Annotated in this window: 14 protein-coding genes; 12 read left to right on the forward strand and 2 right to left on the reverse strand. The window is 60.1% G+C overall.

Annotated features, from left to right (window positions below; genetic code table 11):
* The first annotated feature begins 65 nt into the window (after positions 1 to 65).
* The 4 genes from ectA to MKZ40_RS08660 all read left to right on the forward strand — a co-directional run bounded on the left by ectA (position 66) and on the right by MKZ40_RS08660 (position 4903).
* Positions 66 to 629 (forward strand): diaminobutyrate acetyltransferase, encoded by a 564-nt coding sequence (ectA, locus tag MKZ40_RS08645; protein ID WP_254627007.1) that lies wholly within the window; start codon positions 66 to 68, stop codon positions 627 to 629.
* A gap of 282 nt (positions 630 to 911) precedes the next feature.
* The gene (gene ectB / locus MKZ40_RS08650) at positions 912 to 2177 is read left to right on the forward strand and encodes a diaminobutyrate--2-oxoglutarate transaminase (RefSeq protein ID WP_043334231.1); all 1266 of its coding nucleotides are present in this window, start codon (positions 912 to 914) and stop codon (positions 2175 to 2177) included.
* A gap of 159 nt (positions 2178 to 2336) precedes the next feature.
* Complete coding sequence (locus MKZ40_RS08655) at positions 2337 to 2729, forward strand: ectoine synthase (protein WP_043334232.1); 393 nt, start codon at positions 2337 to 2339, stop codon at positions 2727 to 2729.
* A gap of 278 nt (positions 2730 to 3007) precedes the next feature.
* Entirely contained in the window at positions 3008 to 4903 is a 1896-nt protein-coding gene (locus MKZ40_RS08660) for a sensor domain-containing phosphodiesterase (RefSeq protein ID WP_175088781.1), read from the forward strand.
* A gap of 77 nt (positions 4904 to 4980) precedes the next feature.
* Here the strand turns inward: MKZ40_RS08660 and MKZ40_RS08665 are convergent, their stop codons facing one another.
* Positions 4981 to 5508, reverse strand: a complete 528-nt coding sequence (locus MKZ40_RS08665; protein ID WP_175088780.1) for a DUF3833 domain-containing protein — start codon at positions 5506 to 5508, stop codon at positions 4981 to 4983.
* Between the two features lie 1288 nt (positions 5509 to 6796).
* Here MKZ40_RS08665 and MKZ40_RS08670 point away from each other — a divergent pair.
* The 3 genes from MKZ40_RS08670 to MKZ40_RS08680 all read left to right on the forward strand — a co-directional run bounded on the left by MKZ40_RS08670 (position 6797) and on the right by MKZ40_RS08680 (position 10310).
* Positions 6797 to 7627 carry an ATP-dependent zinc protease gene (locus MKZ40_RS08670; protein ID WP_153635774.1) on the forward strand — a complete coding sequence of 277 codons (831 nt, stop codon included), beginning with the start codon at positions 6797 to 6799 and terminating at the stop codon, positions 7625 to 7627.
* Between the two features lie 102 nt (positions 7628 to 7729).
* Complete coding sequence (locus MKZ40_RS08675; protein ID WP_043334234.1) at positions 7730 to 9292, forward strand: inactive transglutaminase family protein; 1563 nt, start codon at positions 7730 to 7732, stop codon at positions 9290 to 9292.
* A 1-nt stretch (position 9293) separates the two neighbouring features.
* Positions 9294 to 10310 (forward strand): alpha-L-glutamate ligase-like protein, encoded by a 1017-nt coding sequence (locus MKZ40_RS08680; protein WP_153635773.1) that lies wholly within the window; start codon positions 9294 to 9296, stop codon positions 10308 to 10310.
* 219 nt (positions 10311 to 10529) lie between these two features.
* Here MKZ40_RS08680 and MKZ40_RS08685 read toward each other — a convergent pair whose 3' ends face one another.
* Positions 10530 to 11180 (reverse strand): DUF1826 domain-containing protein, encoded by a 651-nt coding sequence (locus MKZ40_RS08685; RefSeq protein WP_153635772.1) that lies wholly within the window; start codon positions 11178 to 11180, stop codon positions 10530 to 10532.
* Between the two features lie 283 nt (positions 11181 to 11463).
* Here MKZ40_RS08685 and MKZ40_RS08690 point away from each other — a divergent pair, with 283 nt between their 5' ends.
* The 5 genes from MKZ40_RS08690 to MKZ40_RS08710 all read left to right on the forward strand — a co-directional run bounded on the left by MKZ40_RS08690 (position 11464) and on the right by MKZ40_RS08710 (position 16399).
* Positions 11464 to 11931 carry a transcriptional repressor gene (locus tag MKZ40_RS08690; RefSeq protein WP_043334236.1) on the forward strand — a complete coding sequence of 156 codons (468 nt, stop codon included), beginning with the start codon at positions 11464 to 11466 and terminating at the stop codon, positions 11929 to 11931.
* Positions 11932 to 11990: 59 nt separating this feature from the next.
* Positions 11991 to 13328, forward strand: coding sequence for a dihydroorotase (locus tag MKZ40_RS08695; RefSeq protein WP_153635771.1), 1338 nt, complete (start codon positions 11991 to 11993; stop codon positions 13326 to 13328).
* Between the two features lie 76 nt (positions 13329 to 13404).
* Positions 13405 to 14553: a zinc ABC transporter substrate-binding protein gene (locus tag MKZ40_RS08700; RefSeq protein ID WP_172978670.1), complete on the forward strand. Its 1149-nt coding sequence runs from the start codon at positions 13405 to 13407 to the stop codon at positions 14551 to 14553.
* Between the two features lie 112 nt (positions 14554 to 14665).
* Positions 14666 to 15496, forward strand: a complete 831-nt coding sequence (locus tag MKZ40_RS08705; RefSeq protein WP_082388762.1) for a metal ABC transporter ATP-binding protein — start codon at positions 14666 to 14668, stop codon at positions 15494 to 15496.
* A 78-nt stretch (positions 15497 to 15574) separates the two neighbouring features.
* The gene (locus MKZ40_RS08710) at positions 15575 to 16399 is read left to right on the forward strand and encodes a metal ABC transporter permease (RefSeq protein WP_043334239.1); all 825 of its coding nucleotides are present in this window, start codon (positions 15575 to 15577) and stop codon (positions 16397 to 16399) included.
* The last annotated feature ends 1 nt before the right edge of the window (position 16400 follow it).

The raw sequence follows: 16400 nt of genomic DNA on the forward strand, positions 1-16400 counted from the left end.
ACATCCATAACGGTTTGTTATGGTTTATAGCGAATTCGCCAACTGCGAAATATTTTATGAAAACCATGACAATGACTTCCACGATTCAGGGCCTGGCCCACCACACCCACGATGCTGTGATCAACCGCGCCAGCGCGCCGTTGTTCATCCGTCAGCCGACTACCGATGATGGTTGGGGCATCTATGAGCTGGTCAAGGCCTGCCCGCCGCTGGACCTCAATTCAGGGTATTCGTACGTTTTGCTGGCCACGCAGTTCCATGACAGCTGTGCCATCGCGACAGATGAGGAAGGTGAGGTCGTCGGCTTCGTTTCCGGTTACACCCGCAACGACGCCCCGCAGACCTTCTTCCTTTGGCAGATCGCCGTCGGTGAGAAGGCGCGTGGTACTGGCCTGGCACGTCGTTTGATTGAAGCCGTGATGAAGCGTCCCGAAATGGCGCACGTGCGTCATCTTGAGACCACCATCACGCCGGACAACGAGGCGTCCTGGGCATTGTTCACTCGCCTCGCCGAGCGCTGGCAGGTGCCGCTTCACTCGCGTGAATACTTCTCTTCAGACCAGCTGGGTGGCGTGCACCTAGCCGAAAACCTGGTGCGCATCGGCCCGTTCCTGCCAAGAGACATCTGAGTGCTCGACGCGCTCAAGGCTCTTGTGAAAATCAAGGCCCATGCGCAGCAAGGGCGGGTAGCAAATCGCAAGAAGTCCCGGACGGGACGCCGTCATGATTCTTGTGTCGGTCGTCGAGAAGAATCACGTCCCGTTCGGCAGATGTTCACGACAGGAAGGTTGTGACATCTCCTGCTGACCCCATGTGTTAGCGAGGTGGGGGCAGTGTCATTCGTTGGATCGTCTTTACATTCTGGTATGGCCTTTTAGTACGCGGCCATCCATCACCAGGGAGGTGACAGCATGAATACGCAGATTCTCGAACAGATGGAATCCGAGGTACGCACTTATTCGCGTTCTTTCCCGACCGTTTTCACCAAGGCGCAGAATGCCCACCTGTTCACCGAGGACGGCAAGCGCTACATCGATTTCCTCGCCGGTGCCGGTGTGCTCAACTACGGGCATAATCATCCGGTACTCAAGAAGGCACTGGTCGATTACATCAGCAATGATGGCATCATTCACGGTCTGGATATGTGGACTTCCGCTAAGCGTGATTTCCTCGAAGCGCTGGAGGAAGTGATCCTCAAGCCGCGTGGTCTGGACTACAAGGTCCACTTCCCGGGGCCGACCGGCACCAACGCGGTCGAAGCTGCCATTCGTCTGGCGCGCAAGGTTTCCGGCCGCCACAACATCGTGTCGTTCACCAACGGCTTCCATGGTGTGACCATGGGTGCGCTGGCCACCACCGGTAACGCCAAATTCCGCGATGCGGCAGGCCTGCCGGCGCAGGGTGCGCAATTCGTGCCTTACGATGGCTACATGGGTGAGGGCATCGACACCGTTGCCTATCTCGACAAGCTGCTCAAAGATTCCTCCAGCGGTCTGGATCGCCCGGCAGCAGTGCTGGTCGAGACCGTACAGGGTGAGGGCGGTATCAACCCGGCCTCCATCGAATGGCTCCAGCGTCTGGATGCGTTGTGCAAGGAGCACAAGATCCTGCTGATCGTGGATGATATCCAGGCGGGTTGTGGTCGTACCGGCAAGTTCTTCAGCTTCGAGCACGCCAACATCGTGCCGGATATCGTCTGCAACTCGAAGTCGCTGTCTGCCTCCGGTGTGCCGTTCGCGATGGTGATGATGCGTCCCGAGCTGGACCAGTGGAAGCCGAGCCAGTACAACGGCACCTTCCGTGGCCACGCCCTGGCCTTCGTTACCGGCGCCGCCGCGCTGCGCCACTTCTGGAGCGATGACAAGTTCGAGCGCGACATCCAGCGTAAGGGCCGTATCGTCGAAGACCGCTTCCAGAAGATTGCCGCCAAGGCTCGCGAGAACGGCTTCGAAGCGCACGAGAAGGGCCGTGGCCTGATGCGCGGTATCGATGTCCGTGACGGTGAGCTGGCCGATGCCATCACCTCACGCTGCTTCGAGCAGGGCTTGATCATCGAGACCAGTGGTCATTCCGGTCAGGTCGTCAAGTGCCTGTGCCCGCTGACCATCCGCGACGAAGATCTGCTGGAGGCCCTCGATATCATCGAGGAAAACGCTGCCGCGGTGCTGTCCAAGTAACGTTGTCTTCCCGCGGGGCGCCCGATCATCGGTGCCCCGCGGGTCGTTGGTGAGCCCCTGGCTTGCCATCCCCACCGATTGCCCATCCAGGTCATCCCTTCGTTACGGTAATCGCCATCTGTCAGCTGTCGATGTCAGGCAGCCTAGTGAGGAAAACACATGATCGTTCGCAATCTCGAAGAAGCTCGCAGCACCGATCGTCTGGTCAAGGCCGAGAATGGCAACTGGGATAGCACGCGCCTGCTGCTCGATGAAGATGGTGGCAAGTGTTCGTTCCACATCACCCGAATCTTTGAAGGCACCGAGACCCACATCCATTACAAGCATCACTATGAAGTGGTGTATTGCATGGAAGGTGAGGGTGAGGTCGAAACCTTGGCCGATGGCAAGATCTGGCCGATCAAGCCGGGCGACATCTATATCCTCAACGAGCATGACGATCACCTGCTGCGTGCCACCAAGACCATGCACTTGGCCTGTGTGTTCACCCCAGGCCTGACCGGCAAGGAAGTCCATCGTGAAGATGGCTCCTATGCACCTGCCGAAGCCTGAGACCCTGTCGCGTCTTGAGTGAGGCGCGAAGCGCCTGACCTCAAAGGGACAAGCGCCATCCAGAAAGCCCCGTAGCCTTGCTGCGGGGCTTTCTGCGTCGTGGTGAAGAGAAATTGCATCATGAAGTTGCCTAATGGCAGGGCGTGCAGGGCTTTACACGCTCAATTATCGTTAGTGGCGCGTAATTTGCCGACTCTGCCAGTCAACAGTCGAGACGAGTATGCTCAAGTACTAAAATGCGGTTATATCTCCTGGAAATTCCAACGAGGAAGTAGGCCATGGCAGATTCCACTCCAAAGACGACCCTCGCGCCAGGTGGGCGCCCCGGCTTCAGGCCGGCGGCGCCTCATCCGCGTGAAGAAGAGCGTCTCAATAGCCTGCATTCTTTACATGTATTGGATAGTGATCATGAAAAGCGTTATGACGATCTGACGCGCCTGGTCGCCGATATCTTTGATGTGCCCATCTGCCTCGTGTCGCTGGTGGACGAAGACCGCCAGTGGTTCAAGGCCCATTGTGGGCTGGATGCACGGCAGACGGACAGGGATCTCGCTTTCTGTGCCCACGCGCTGCATGAAGAGCGCTTTCTGGTCATCAATGATGCGCGTCAGGATGAGCGCTTCTTTGATAACGCCCTGGTGACAGGGCCACCGCATGTCTGCTTCTATGCGGGTGCCGTGCTGCGTGATAGTAGCGGATTGCCGCTGGGCACCTTGTGTCTGATCGACCACAAGCCCCGTCAGCTGGCTACGGCCCAGCTGGAGCGGCTGGAGCGTTGTGCACTGTTGGTCGAGAATGAGCTAATCCAGCGTGATGCGCTGCTGGCAGAACGCGCACGCGCCACCCTGCAAGCCAATATCGACCCCATTACCGGCTACAGCCTGCGTAGGCGCTTTCTTCAGAAAATGGCTGCTTGGCTAGAAGAATATGCAAGTCAAGGGCCGATACAAGTCATCCTGATTAAGCTGCAAAATGCTGAAAGACTGCGCAGGCAGCAGGGTGTCGATTTCTACGAAGGCGTACTGCAATCATTGTCCCACCAGCTCAATGAAAACTTCGATGATGAGAGCCTACTCAAGGGGCGCATCAGCGAAGATACCCTGATGATTTTGTTACCTCGTAACCAGGCCTTACACGGCATGCGCTGGCATCGTTTCGTGGAACAACCTTGGCTATTGCATCTCTCCGCCAACACCCGACCTGATTTACTGATCGGAGCAGGCACCTTCATCAGCGATGACATGTCAGGGGCGGAACTGGTCGAGGTGGTGGAAGAGGAGCTTGTCTGTGCCAGTGAATGGGCGCCGAAAGAGAAGGGCGTGCAGTTCGCGGATCTGACAGACAATCTGAATCTGCGTTTCGAGATGAACAACCGCTTTGCCCAAGCACTTCGTGACAATGAACTACGTATCCACCTGCAGCCAATCGTCACTGCTGGCCGTCAAAGCCTCAGTGGTCAGGAAGTGCTACTGCGCTGGCAGGACAAGGATCGCTGGATCACACCCCATCAGATGCTGCGCATCGCCAGACACGCGGGGCTGGATGAGGAGCTTGATATCTGGGTCTTGCGCAGAAGTTGCGCTTTGCTGAGCCATTGGGTTTCGACTAGGGAGGAGGGGGCTACCGTGTTGCCGCTGTCGTTGAACGTAACGGCGTCGCGTCTCGTTGAAGCCGAGTATATGGATGTTCTGCGGCGCGTTCTTCGCCTCTACAGACTCAGGGGAGATTGCCTTCGCCTTGATATCAGCGGTGTCGAGAGTTTTGTCGCGACGCCTGAGCCATTGGTCTCGGCGATGAAATCGCTGGCCAATGACGGCATCAGCTTCTGTGTCGACCGTTTCGGCCCTGAGCATGACAGCCTGCGTCTGTTAAGCATGCTGCCCATCGCTAGCGTGAAACTGCATCCTCGCTGGATCAGTCTGTTGCAGACCGATACGCGTCAGGGGCGGCTATTGAAAGCCTGGACGGCGGCATTGCATGCCCTGGATATATCCGCCATCGCAGTTGGCATCGAACACTCACGCCATCGCCAGACAATGGTTGATCTGGGCTTTGATCAATTGCAGGGACACGCTTTCGGAGAGCCGATGGCGCCAGATGAAGATTACGGTAAATGGAAGGCTAGGGTGGAAAGCTCTCTTGAGCCGCAATCTGACAAATCCGCCGACACATGATGGCTAGGCTATCAGATGCTGGCGCTTATCAAGGATTGGAGCCATTAAGGGCTCACGTTATTGCCGCGCAAGAGCTGTCATTTCGGCTCAGACGCTGGTGAGTCACAGGGACAACGCTGAAATGCCAGGGTAATATTAGCGGCTTCGAGGCCCAGTTTGCGCATCGAAGTCCGGTTCAGGATGCGGCCGTCCGGTTGCAGATACATCCAGTCATCCATGCTGAACTCCCAAGTACTGTCGTCGATCGGTACTTGAAGCACGTAGTTCATGCGCAGGGCATTACCGCGGGTCGTCGCTGTCGCTTCGCCCGTAACATCCGCCGCTCGACCGATCCATTGGCGATCACCCGCAGGGGTAAAGGTCCAGCGGCGGTGTTGTGTCTCGCCATCGGCATAGACGAAGTCTTCCTCAAGAATCAGCTGGTTGCCTTGCATGCTGCCGATGACATCGACCACAAACCGCCGCGTCACCTCACCACGGTAATCCTGCACCATGCCCCAGCCACGCGTGTGGCCCAGGAAGTAGTCATCGATGCGAAATTCAGGGCCGCTGCCCGCGTAATCCTCTATCTGAGGCCCGCTACAGGCTGACAATCCCGCTGCCATGATCAACACTGCTGCGCGGCCGCTGATGCGCCGAAGGCGTCGAATGCCGTTGTGCATGAATCCAGCGCTAGCTGACAGACAGGACGGGAAGGAGGGCATCGCTGACTCCGATTCGCGCCGACGCGTGAGTCATCACGGCGCGCGGCAAGGTTGAGTGACTAGATGAGCGGTGTGGGTCACATGTGGCTCGAATTATTCTACAGCACTTGTGCGTTAATTCTATCAAGGATAAGTTTTTTCGCGCTCTTGAGCTAACGGGCTGTTTGCACACGGACTCTGGCAAAATGGCTCGGAGTGCCTGGTGCGAGCTCAAGTGGATCGTGATCCTTGCCGTCGCTGATGCAAGCGACAGGTTCAACTCGCTGGACTTGGCCCGACGACTCGACCTGATAGGCCTGACCTGATGGACCAAAGCAACTGACCATACGGGCGCCCAGGATCACTAATGAACCCGTGTATATTGTAGTTCGCATAATATATATTATGTTAAATGCGGTAGTTCGTAAGCGTGCTCAAGCTGTGTACGTCGGTGCCTTGTTCATCCGGGCTTTGTTCATCCGGGCTGTGTACGTCAATGCTTGAGCGTCGATCTTCAGGCACCTGACCTCCTCCGCGCGAATGACAGCTTCTGCATAGCTGCTTGTGAACCTCAGGTTCTGCTTGTCATTAAAGTCAGTTGATAAAGTCAGCCGATGGAGTCAGTCGACGTTCCCGCCTATCTTTTGCTGAGTGGCCTGCATTTGGTCAGTTTGGCGACAGTCTGACTCGCTTCGGCGGCGGGCTCGCATCCGAGATCGTGTCGTTGTCATGTTGTGATCCCGCGCTGATGATGCAGTGACATCCTGAACAATGCGCAAACAGTGAGGTCTGGCTGTGCAAACTGCCGCGAAGGCTGCTCCTGTCTGGAGGCTGGATTCCATCAAGGTTTTCGTCACCTGAAGGCGACGCAAGCCAAGCTGGCGTTATACGTCAAGCCGGCTGACAGCGGCCCTGACCCACGCCTGGCGGGAGCTCGTGTGGTCTGTCCTCGACTGGCGACAGAAAGTGATCGCTACGTTGGTGAATTGCAGGCAATGGCTCGGCGTCAGGTGCTGAAACATGGACAGTCACCATTCGGGCTACGTATGATCGCCCCCAGTAACGCTTCGGTGCTAGAACGCCCAAGCTATACAAGGGAATACCCAGGCATCGTCGGATCAGTGTGCTGACTGACGATGGACAAGAATTATGTCTGCCGTTCACACAGGTTGTAGAGCGGCAGCAAGGCTGAACAGGAACCTTCTCCCCTATGCTGATCCGCAAGCTGCTATTGCCTGTTACCTTGACCAGTGTCGTCGTCATGGCCGGCTGCGTCCCGGCACAACCGCAACCGCAGAAACCGGTATTGACGCCAGATGCCTTCTCACAGCGCATCGATGCGCTGCAGGAGCAGCTGGCAGGCCAATGCAACGTCCAACAGCAGCAACTTGCCGACCAGCAGGCACTGAGCCGCTCTCTGCGTCGTGACGTGCGAGAAGTCGGCAGTCAGCTGCGCCAGATCCATGCCGAGATGGAACAGCCCGCACAGCCGCAGGCCGTGGAAGCCTGCAAGGCCGTGACCGACAACCCCATCCTCGACAAGGCCTTGCTTGGGCGTGTCGAGTGGGTCGGTTTCCCGACCATCAGCAGCTACTTCAAGGCACGTATCGACACCGGGGCCAACACCTCGTCGCTGTCGGCGCGTGATATCACCGAATTCGAGCGCGATGGCGCCAAGTGGGTCAAGTTCAAGCTCGCGCTGCGGGATGACGGCAAGTATTTCGTGTCAGGCGATCGTGACAAGTGGGTCGAAGCCCAGGTCAGCCGCACGGTGACCATCATCCAGGCCTCCGGCCGTGAAGAGCGTCCCGTCGTCAGCCTGCTGATGACACTGGGTGACATCAAGCAGAAGGTCGAGTTCACCCTCAATGATCGTCGTGATCTCACCTATCCGGTATTGCTGGGCCGTCGCTTCATGATGGACATCGCTGCGGTGGACGTCAGCCGTACCTTCATCAATGCACGTCCGGAGTATCCGGGCAGTGCACCCAGTAACGAAGCGGCCAAGGACGAGGACCCGAACGAAGGCAACCGCGACTGAGTGGCAAGCGCCCTCCTGTCTCCTCTGCCCGGCTTCGCTGCCTGACATGGCTCGGTGCTCCACCGAGCCATCATGACTGCTCCAGACATTTCAAGGACTCCCATGTCGCGTTTTGCTTTCTATCTTCTGGTCGGCCTGTTGATGCTGATCGGTGTGGGCCTGACCGCCTATCGCCATATTTCGTTTGATGTGCCCTGGGTGCCCGGTGCACAGCAGAAAGTGTGGGATATCGAAGCCCAGGTGGCCTTCACGGCCACTGGCGGCCCGGTCAAGGCGTCGCTGGCGCTGCCGGAAAACCAGAAAGGCTACAGCGTCCTGACCGAGAACACGGCGTCCTCGGGCTTCGGGCTGTCCTATCTGGATGACCTGCCGGGCCGTCGTGCCGAATGGTCGATCCGTGAAGCGGCAGGCTCGCAGCTGCTGTATTACACCGTGACCATGCTGGAGTCCGACAACGCGACGCCTGCGGCCATCAAGCGCCTGCCGGCCCCTCAGGAAGTCTCCTGGGAGCGTCCCTACGATACCGCCGCGGCCCAGGTCATCGATCAGGCCCGTGAGCGCAGTGCCGATTCGTTCACCTTCGCACGTGAGTTGATCAAGCAGTTCGACAATCAGCGTCAGGGCGAGAATGCGCGCCTGCTGCTGACCCAGTTCGAGCGTCCCGAGTTGATGCTGCGCCTGCTCAATGAGGCCGGTGTCAGTGCGCGTCTGGTCAGCGGCCTGAGTCTGGAAGACGGTCGTCGTCGCCAGACGGTCTCGTCGTGGTTGCAGGTCTTCGCCGAAACGCCGCAAGGCAACGAGGCGGTGGATGTCGAGGCCGCCGATGCTGAAGACATCAACACCGACTGGGTGCTGATCAATCCGGAAACCGGCAAGCAAGGTGAGCCGGACAACCTGCTGCTGTGGGAAGGTCGTGGCGCGCCGATGCTGGAAGTCGAAGGCGGCGTGAATTCCCGTGTCAGCTTCTCGATGATCCGTCACAACGAGCCGGCGGCCGTCGCGGTGCGCAACAAGCTGGCCAATGACGAGCTGCTCAACTTCTCGATCCACTCCTTGCCGCTGGAAGAGCAGGCGCTGTTCAAGACCATCCTGCTGATCCCGATCGGCGCGCTGGTCGTGGTGCTGCTGCGTGTACTGGTCGGTCTCAAGACCTCCGGTACCTTCATGCCGGTATTGATCGCCCTCGCCTTCATCCAGACAAGTCTGGTGACCGGCTTGATCGGCTTCCTGCTGATCGTCGCGACGGGCCTGGTGATCCGCAGTTACCTGTCACGGCTCAATCTGCTGCTGGTGGCGAGGGTCTCGGTGGTGATCATCACGGTGATCGCGATCATCTCCATCTTCTCGGTACTCGCCTATCGCTTCGGTCTGAACGCCGGCCTGACCATCACCTTCTTCCCGATGATCATCCTGTCGTGGACCGTCGAGCGCATGTCGATCCTGTGGGAAGAGGAAGGTCCCAAGGAAGTGCTCAAGCAAGGTGGCGGCAGCCTTCTGACCGCTGTGCTGGCCTATCTGGCGATGAACAATCCGTGGGTGCGTCACCTGACCTTCAACTTCCTCGGTCTGCAACTGGTGCTGATGGCCTTCATCCTGCTGCTCGGCAACTACACCGGCTATCGTCTGCTGGAATTGCGCCGCTTCAAGCCGCTGACGGAGGATTGAGATGCTCTCGTCATGGCTGAATCGCTGGTCGCGCAACTGGACCACGCCGGGCGCCTTGCGCGCCCGGGGGGTTGTCGGCATGAATCGCCGCAACATCGGGTATATCTCGAAATACAACGACCGCCGTCTCTATCCGCTGGTCGATGACAAGCTGCAGACCAAGCTGCTGTGTCAGAAGTACGGCCTGGCCTCGCCGGAGATGATCGGAAAGGTCGCCAGCCAGTTCGAGGTCGAGCGCGTCGTCGACATGGTGCGCGATCACACAGGCTTCGTGATCAAGCCGGCCAAGGGCTCAGGCGGCAAGGGGATCCTCGTCATCGAGCACCATGATGGCGAAGAGTATGTGAAGCCCAGTGGCGCGCGTATCACGCGTGCCGATATGGAACGCCACGTCTCCAACATCCTGTCAGGGCTCTATTCGCTGGGCGGCTCACCGGATGTGGCGCTGGTCGAAGGCTTGATCTCCTTCGATCAGGCCTTCGCCGAGTTCACCTATGAGGGTGTGCCGGACATTCGCGTCATCGTCTTCAAGGGCTATCCCGTGATGGCGATGATGCGCCTGTCGACGGCGGCCTCGGATGGCAAGGCCAACCTTCACCAAGGCGCGGTCGGTGTCGGGCTGGATATCGGCAGTGGCTGGGCGGTGCGCGGCGTGCAGTATGATCGCCCGCAGTTCGCGCACCCCGATACCGGGCACGATATCTTCTCGCTCAAGGTGCCGCAGTGGGACACCCTGCTCGAGCTGGCTGCCGGCTGTTACGAGATGACCGGACTGGGGTATCTGGGCACCGACATGGTGCTGGATCGTCGCCATGGCCCGATGCTGCTGGAGCTCAACGCCCGACCGGGGCTCGCCATCCAGATGGCCAATGGCGAGGGCCTGCGCAAGCGGCTCGAGCTGATCGAGCGTCAGCCCGACGGTGTGCCGGTCGCCGAGCGTGTCGCCTTTGCGCGCAAGCATTTCTCGCGCAGCAAGGAAGATGTCGCCAATGTCGGCATGGCGCCCATCGCGGACTGATGTCGGTCTCCCTGGGCCTGCCGAGTGACGGTTCTGCCGAACGACTGTTCTGCTGACCGATGCCTTGGTTGATCGACTTGTCCTGCGTGTGGAAAGACAGAAACACCCCGCCAAGGCGGGGTGTTTCTGTTTGGTGAGTCGTAAGCGAAGCCTTGGCTCAGCCGGGGTCCATGCTCAACATCAGGCGACTACCATTGGGCACCACCGGTGAGCGATGGATCAGCCCTCGCCCTTCGTTGCCCGGCCAGCACTCGCCCTTGAGCAACGCCAGGCTGCCCGGGCGCAGCTCATGTATCTCGCCGGGGGCCAGGCAGATGTCATGATGGCCGGGCTGGCCGTGGCCAGCGCCAGTCTGTCGGCGGCATGTTCCGGCAGCCACTGGGTGCCCGGGCCGTCGTAGGTCGTCACCAATCTGACCGGGATGCGATCGACATGAAAGCGCGGGCACATGGCGCTCTGGGTCATCTCCAGTCGCATGCCGATGTCCTTGACCTCGAAGAGCTCGCCCATGGCCTCACCCAGTACACGGATGTCCTCTATCAGCGCAGTCCCGGCATCCGGTGCGGGAAGGTAGCGCTCCAGCGCCTCACGCAGATCACTGATCGGGCCGCGCCAGCGCATGCGCAGCGGGTAGGCACCCGAGGATTGAGCCTTGACCGCCATCTTCAATGCCGCATCGATGCGGCGTTGCATCACGGCCAGACTGATGTCAGGGTCGAAGATCGCCCCCAGGTCATGTGCCTCGTGACCGATATGCCAATGGGCCGCGGGCCTTGGCGCCGACGCGAGGGGCGAAGGTGACGAACTGGCTGCCAGGCGTGGCTCGGGTCGTGTGTGAAGGGGTGGGTGCAGCGCCTCGAACTGGGCCATGAAATCCTCCTGTCAGGGATGGGCGCGGGTCTATCACCGCGACCAGAAAGCGATAATTGTTATGTTATATCATATTGATCGCTTGTCCATGCTTTCATGTCAGCTCAGCGCCGTGCGTTGCCTTTGAGTGACTCACTCAGCCCCGATGCCTTTGCCGGTGGCCCGTCATGGCCCATTTGCCCTAGAATAAGCATCTGGTCATTCAGGCTGCGCGCTGACGCACTTGCCCTCATCGCGCTTGACGCCTTTTGACATCCGGGATTCACGACACTCAGGATTCTTCATGCCAGAGCCACTTTCGCTGATCGACCAGGCCGAACGTCAATGTCTGGCGCGCGGTGTGCGATTTACGCCGATTCGGCGACGTGTACTGGAAATGATCGCGACCAGTCATGGCGCACTCAAGGCGTATGACCTACTGGATCAGCTCGCCAAGGAACATGGCGCTGCCCGCCCTCCCACGATCTATCGTGCACTGGACTTCCTGCTCGAACAGGGCCTCGTCCATCGCATCGAATCACTCAATGCCTACCTTGCCTGCCACTGCCCGGAACATCAGCACGGCTTTCAGCTGTTGATCTGCCGCGGCTGCGGTCGTGTCGAGGAAATGCATGATGACGATCTCGGTACTCGGCTAGTCGCCAGCGCCGATCGCCATGGTTTCTCGATCGAACGCCAGACCATCGAACTCGAGGGGCGTTGCCAGGATTGCACCTCTCAAGCAGCTGCCATGGCAGAAAACGCTCAGTGAACGGCGCTTGCGAGCGCTTTTGATACGATATAACATTTGCTTCCCACGGAGGACGTCACATGCTGGACATCCGCATCTCACAGGCGCAAGTCGTCAATGAAGGCACCATTTCCACTCAGGATGTGGGCATCAAGGACGGGCGTATTCACGCCATCGGCAACGACCTGTCTCACCTCGATGCACGTGAAGTGATTGATGCCGCTGGCCGCCATCTGCTGCCGGGCATGATCGATGATCAGGTGCACTTCCGTGAGCCGGGCCTGACCGCCAAGGGCAACATCGCCACCGAGTCTGCTGCTGCCGTGGCCGGGGGGATCACCACCTTCTTCGACATGCCCAATGTCAAGCCGGCGACCCTGGACAGCGATGCACTGGAAGCCAAGTTTGCCGTGGCGGCCGGTCGTGCCCATGCCAACCACGCCTTCTATCTGGGTGCCAGCAACGACAACCTGGAAGCGATCAAGACGCTGGATCCGAACCAGACCTGCGGCATCAAGATCTTCATGGGCGCCTCTACCGGCAACATGCTGGTCGATGACCCGGAGATTCTCGAAGGCATCTTCAAGCATGCCCCGACGCCCATCGTCACGCATTGCGAAGACACGCCGATGATTCTCGAGAACGAGGCGCGCTGGCGTGAGCGTTTCGGGGAAGACGTGCCCTTCTCCGAACACGGCCTGATCCGCTCGCGCGAAGCCTGCATCAAGAGCTCGCGTCTGGCGATCGATCTGGCGACCCGCAACGGTACCCAGCTGCATGTCCTGCACCTGACCACCGCTGAGGAAATGGCGCTGTTCAAGGCTGGCCCGATGAAGGGCAAGCAGATCACCGCCGAAGTCTGCGCGCACCACCTGTGGTTCAGCGACACCGATTACGACACCCGTGGCAGCCTGATCAAGTGCAACCCGGCAGTGAAGACCGCCGAAGACCGCGCCGCCCTGCGCGCTGCCGTGATGGATGGCCGTATCGATATCATCGCTACCGATCACGCGCCGCATACCTGGGAAGAGAAGCAGAACCCGTACTTCAAGGCGCCTTCCGGCCTGCCGCTGGTACAGCATGCCCTGCTGTCACTGCTCGATCAGGCCCAGGACGGCATCTACGACCTGGCGACCCTGGTGCAGAAGACCAGCCACAACGTGGCGGATCGCTTCTCCATCGTCGATCGCGGCTACATCCGTGAAGGGGCCTTCGCAGACCTGGTGCTGGTCGACCTCAATGGCGAGACCAGCGTCACGCGTGACAACGTGCTCTACAAGTGTGGCTGGAGCCCCTTCGATGGCGTGACCTTCAAGGCGCGTATCGATGCGACCTTCGTCAACGGCGTGAAAGCCTATGACGGCAAGACCGTCAATCCGGTGGCCAACGGCCAGCGACTCTCGTTCAACCGCGGCTGATGGCGGTCCTGGCGTGCCGGTTCTCGGCACGCCCTGTCCGCATCATGCCGTGATCACTAGCAAAGGAAGTGGTGTCATGAGTATGCATGCGGGCTCTCCCCTGGCGTCTCGCCAAGTGTTGTGTGAAAAGCTGCTGTCCCGGGTCCAGCGCACGCTGGGTCCGCGGGCTGCGCGTGCCCTGCCGCTGAGTGTGCTGGGCGCGCTTGCCGCGTTCGCGACGCCTGCCGCCCACGCCCAGGACAGCGCCCCTCTGCATGTGGCCGTCAGCGTGCCGCCCATCGCATGGATGGTCGATCAGCTGGCCGGTGAGCATGTCGAGATCACCACGCTGGTCAAGCCGGGCGACAGCCCGCACGCCTACGACCCGACCCCGCGCCAGGTGGCCGAGCTGTCGACGGTTCCTCTCTATCTCGCCATCGGCGTGCCCTTCGAGCAGGTGTGGTTGCCGCGCCTGGTGAAGAACAACGCCGAGATGCAGGTCGTGCATCTGGAAGAGGGTCTCAACACACGCCACTTCGGCAGTGGTGAGGCCCATGACCACGGTCATGATGAAGCGCATGCTCATGAGCAGGACGCGCATCACGATGGTGATCACGACGAGCATGCTGATCATGAGGCCCACGAAGAGCATCACGGCGAGCACGAAGGTCACGACGAGCACCACGATGAGCACGCTGATCATCAAGAGCATGTTGCCCAGCATGGCGAGGATGAGGACCTCGGCGAAGCCGACCCCCACCTCTGGCTGGACCCGCAGCGCATGCAGACCGTCGTCGAGCGTGCCGCCGAGGTGCTCGAGGGCCGCCTGCCGCAACATGCCAGCGAGATCGATGCCAATGAGCAGCGTCTGCTCAAGACCCTGAGCGAGCTGGATGCGCAGATCGCTCAGACGCTGACTCCCTACAAGGGCCGCAACTTCCTGATCTTCCATCCCAGCTTCGGCTACTTCGCGGACCGCTACTCGCTCGAGCAGCATGCCATTGAAGTCAGTGGCCGTGAGCCCACGCCGCGCGAGATGGCCACGCTGATCACGCGTGCCAAGGATGAGAACATTGGCACCATCTTCGTCTCGGGGCAGTTCTCCCAGACGGCGGCCAAGCGGATCGCCAGCTCGCTGGAGGCCGAAGTGGCCGTGCTGGACCCGCTGGCAGAGGATTATCTCGACAACCTGAAGCACGCCACCGAAGCGCTGAAGGCGGGTTTCGAGTTGACTGACAGCCAGTAATTGTCGGCCGGGTATTGCGCATATCGCCTGATCTTGCACAATGCCCTGCCCCATCGAAAAGTCAGACGGGCGCTCATGCGCCCGTCTGCGTTGCAACGAGGTACCTTACGTCATGGTCAGCCCCATCTCCGTCGCGCGCCCGCGCACGGACAGCCATCCGGAGGCGTCAGCCACCGGGCGCAGTGTCGGACCGGTCTTTCGCCCGGTGCCGGCAGATGCACCGGATGCCATTGATATTCGCGGCGTGACCTTCCGGTATGGCGAGCAGGTCATTCTCGACGATGTCGACTTTCAGGTCGGCGCGCGCGAGATCGTGGGACTGATCGGGCCCAACGGTGGCGGCAAGAGCACGCTGCTCAAGCTGATACTCGGTCTTCACAAGCCGGCGGCTGGCTGTGTCCGGGTGCTGGGGCGCACGCCCAAGGCCGCCGCGCGCCATATCGGCTATGTGCCGCAGTTTGCCAACTTCGTGAAGCGCTTTCCCATCCGCGTGGAAGATGTCGTGCTGATGGGGCGCCAGGGGCGTCGTCGTCAGTGGGGACCCTGGCCACGCGCGGACCGTGAGGCGATCGGTGCGGTGCTGGAGGAAGTCGGCATCAGTCATCTGCGCCGTCGGCATATCGATGCCCTCTCCGGCGGTCAGCTGCAGCGTGTGCTGATTGCCCGCGCCCTGGCGGCAGAGCCTCAGTTGCTGCTGCTGGATGAGCCCACCGCGAGTGTTGACAGCGACGGCGAGCGCTCCCTCTTCGAGCTGTTCAATCGGCTGGCCAACCGCATGAGTGTGGTAGTGATCAGTCACGATCTCGGTTTCATCAGCGATTATGTCGATCGGGTCGCCTGCCTCAACCGCAAGATGATTGTCCATGACACCGAGACGCTCACCGCTGAATCGATCGAGCGGCTCTATGGTGAAAACGTCCAGATGATCCATCACCATCACTGATGTCGCGGCCGGTGACTGTCCGTCTGGCCTGTTTCACTTCCTTCACGTCGCCCGCTCTGCGCTCTAGGCTTACATTACATGAATTTCATCACCGCCCTGGGCAGCCAGGATTTTCTCCAGAACGCCCTCTTCGCCGGTCTGCTGGCCAGTCTTGCGGCCGGTCTGGTCGGCCCCTATGTCGTGGTACGCCGCATCGGCTATCTGGCCGGGGGTATCGCCCATACCGTGCTTGCCGGCATGGGGATCGCCTACTTCATGGGCGCAAGCCCGCTGGTCGGCGCCTTCATCAGTGCCATTCTCGCCGCCCTGCTGATCGGTTACATCAGCCTCAAGGGCTTTGATCAGGAAGACACCGTCATCGGCGCGCTGTGGGCCATCGGCATGGCCACCGGCATCCTGTTCATCAGTCAGACCCCGGGTTACAAGGTCGACCTGATGAGCTACCTGTTCGGCAATCTGCTGCTGGTGCCCGCGGATGCCATCGGCACCCTGGCTTGGATGGTGGGAGGTCTGGCGCTGGTGTTGCTGCTGGTGCATCGCCCGCTGACCGCGGTGATCTTCGATGAAGAGTTCGCGCGTCTGCGGGGCGTGCCGGTCAAGACGCTCTACCTGCTGCTGCTGGTGATGGTGGCGATCACCGTCGTGCTGCTGTTGCAGGCGGTGGGCTTGATCATGGTGCTGGCCTTGCTGTCCCTGCCTGCCGCGCTTGCCGGCCATCATGCGCGCTCACTGGGCATGATGATCGTGATCGCGAGTCTGGCGGCCATGGCCTTCACCACCGGCGGGCTGGCACTCTCATGGCAGTTCGACCTGCCGGCCGGCGCGACCATCGTGCTGGTGGCCGGTGTCGCCTACCTGCTGTCGCTCATCTGGCGCAGCGCCCGTGGCGGACTGCGTCGCTGAT

The sequence above is a fragment of the Cobetia sp. BMC6 genome, from assembly GCF_029991385.1.
Taxonomy (GTDB): Bacteria; Pseudomonadota; Gammaproteobacteria; order Pseudomonadales; family Halomonadaceae; genus Cobetia.

Excerpts from the sequence above, each read along its gene's own strand:
- ectA (WP_254627007.1), top strand. The coding sequence starts at position 66 with ATGACAATGACTTCCACGATTCAGGGCCTGGCCCACCACACCCACGAT.
- ectB (WP_043334231.1), top strand. The coding sequence starts at position 912 with ATGAATACGCAGATTCTCGAACAGATGGAATCCGAGGTACGCACTTAT.
- MKZ40_RS08655 (WP_043334232.1), top strand. The coding sequence starts at position 2,337 with ATGATCGTTCGCAATCTCGAAGAAGCTCGCAGCACCGATCGTCTGGTC.
- MKZ40_RS08660 (WP_175088781.1), top strand. The coding sequence starts at position 3,008 with ATGGCAGATTCCACTCCAAAGACGACCCTCGCGCCAGGTGGGCGCCCC.
- MKZ40_RS08665 (WP_175088780.1), bottom strand. The coding sequence starts at position 5,508 with ATGGCAGCGGGATTGTCAGCCTGTAGCGGGCCTCAGATAGAGGATTAC.
- MKZ40_RS08670 (WP_153635774.1), top strand. The coding sequence starts at position 6,797 with ATGCTGATCCGCAAGCTGCTATTGCCTGTTACCTTGACCAGTGTCGTC.
- MKZ40_RS08675 (WP_043334234.1), top strand. The coding sequence starts at position 7,730 with ATGTCGCGTTTTGCTTTCTATCTTCTGGTCGGCCTGTTGATGCTGATC.
- MKZ40_RS08680 (WP_153635773.1), top strand. The coding sequence starts at position 9,294 with ATGCTCTCGTCATGGCTGAATCGCTGGTCGCGCAACTGGACCACGCCG.
- MKZ40_RS08685 (WP_153635772.1), bottom strand. The coding sequence starts at position 11,180 with ATGGCCCAGTTCGAGGCGCTGCACCCACCCCTTCACACACGACCCGAG.
- MKZ40_RS08690 (WP_043334236.1), top strand. The coding sequence starts at position 11,464 with ATGCCAGAGCCACTTTCGCTGATCGACCAGGCCGAACGTCAATGTCTG.
- MKZ40_RS08695 (WP_153635771.1), top strand. The coding sequence starts at position 11,991 with ATGCTGGACATCCGCATCTCACAGGCGCAAGTCGTCAATGAAGGCACC.
- MKZ40_RS08700 (WP_172978670.1), top strand. The coding sequence starts at position 13,405 with ATGAGTATGCATGCGGGCTCTCCCCTGGCGTCTCGCCAAGTGTTGTGT.
- MKZ40_RS08705 (WP_082388762.1), top strand. The coding sequence starts at position 14,666 with ATGGTCAGCCCCATCTCCGTCGCGCGCCCGCGCACGGACAGCCATCCG.
- MKZ40_RS08710 (WP_043334239.1), top strand. The coding sequence starts at position 15,575 with ATGAATTTCATCACCGCCCTGGGCAGCCAGGATTTTCTCCAGAACGCC.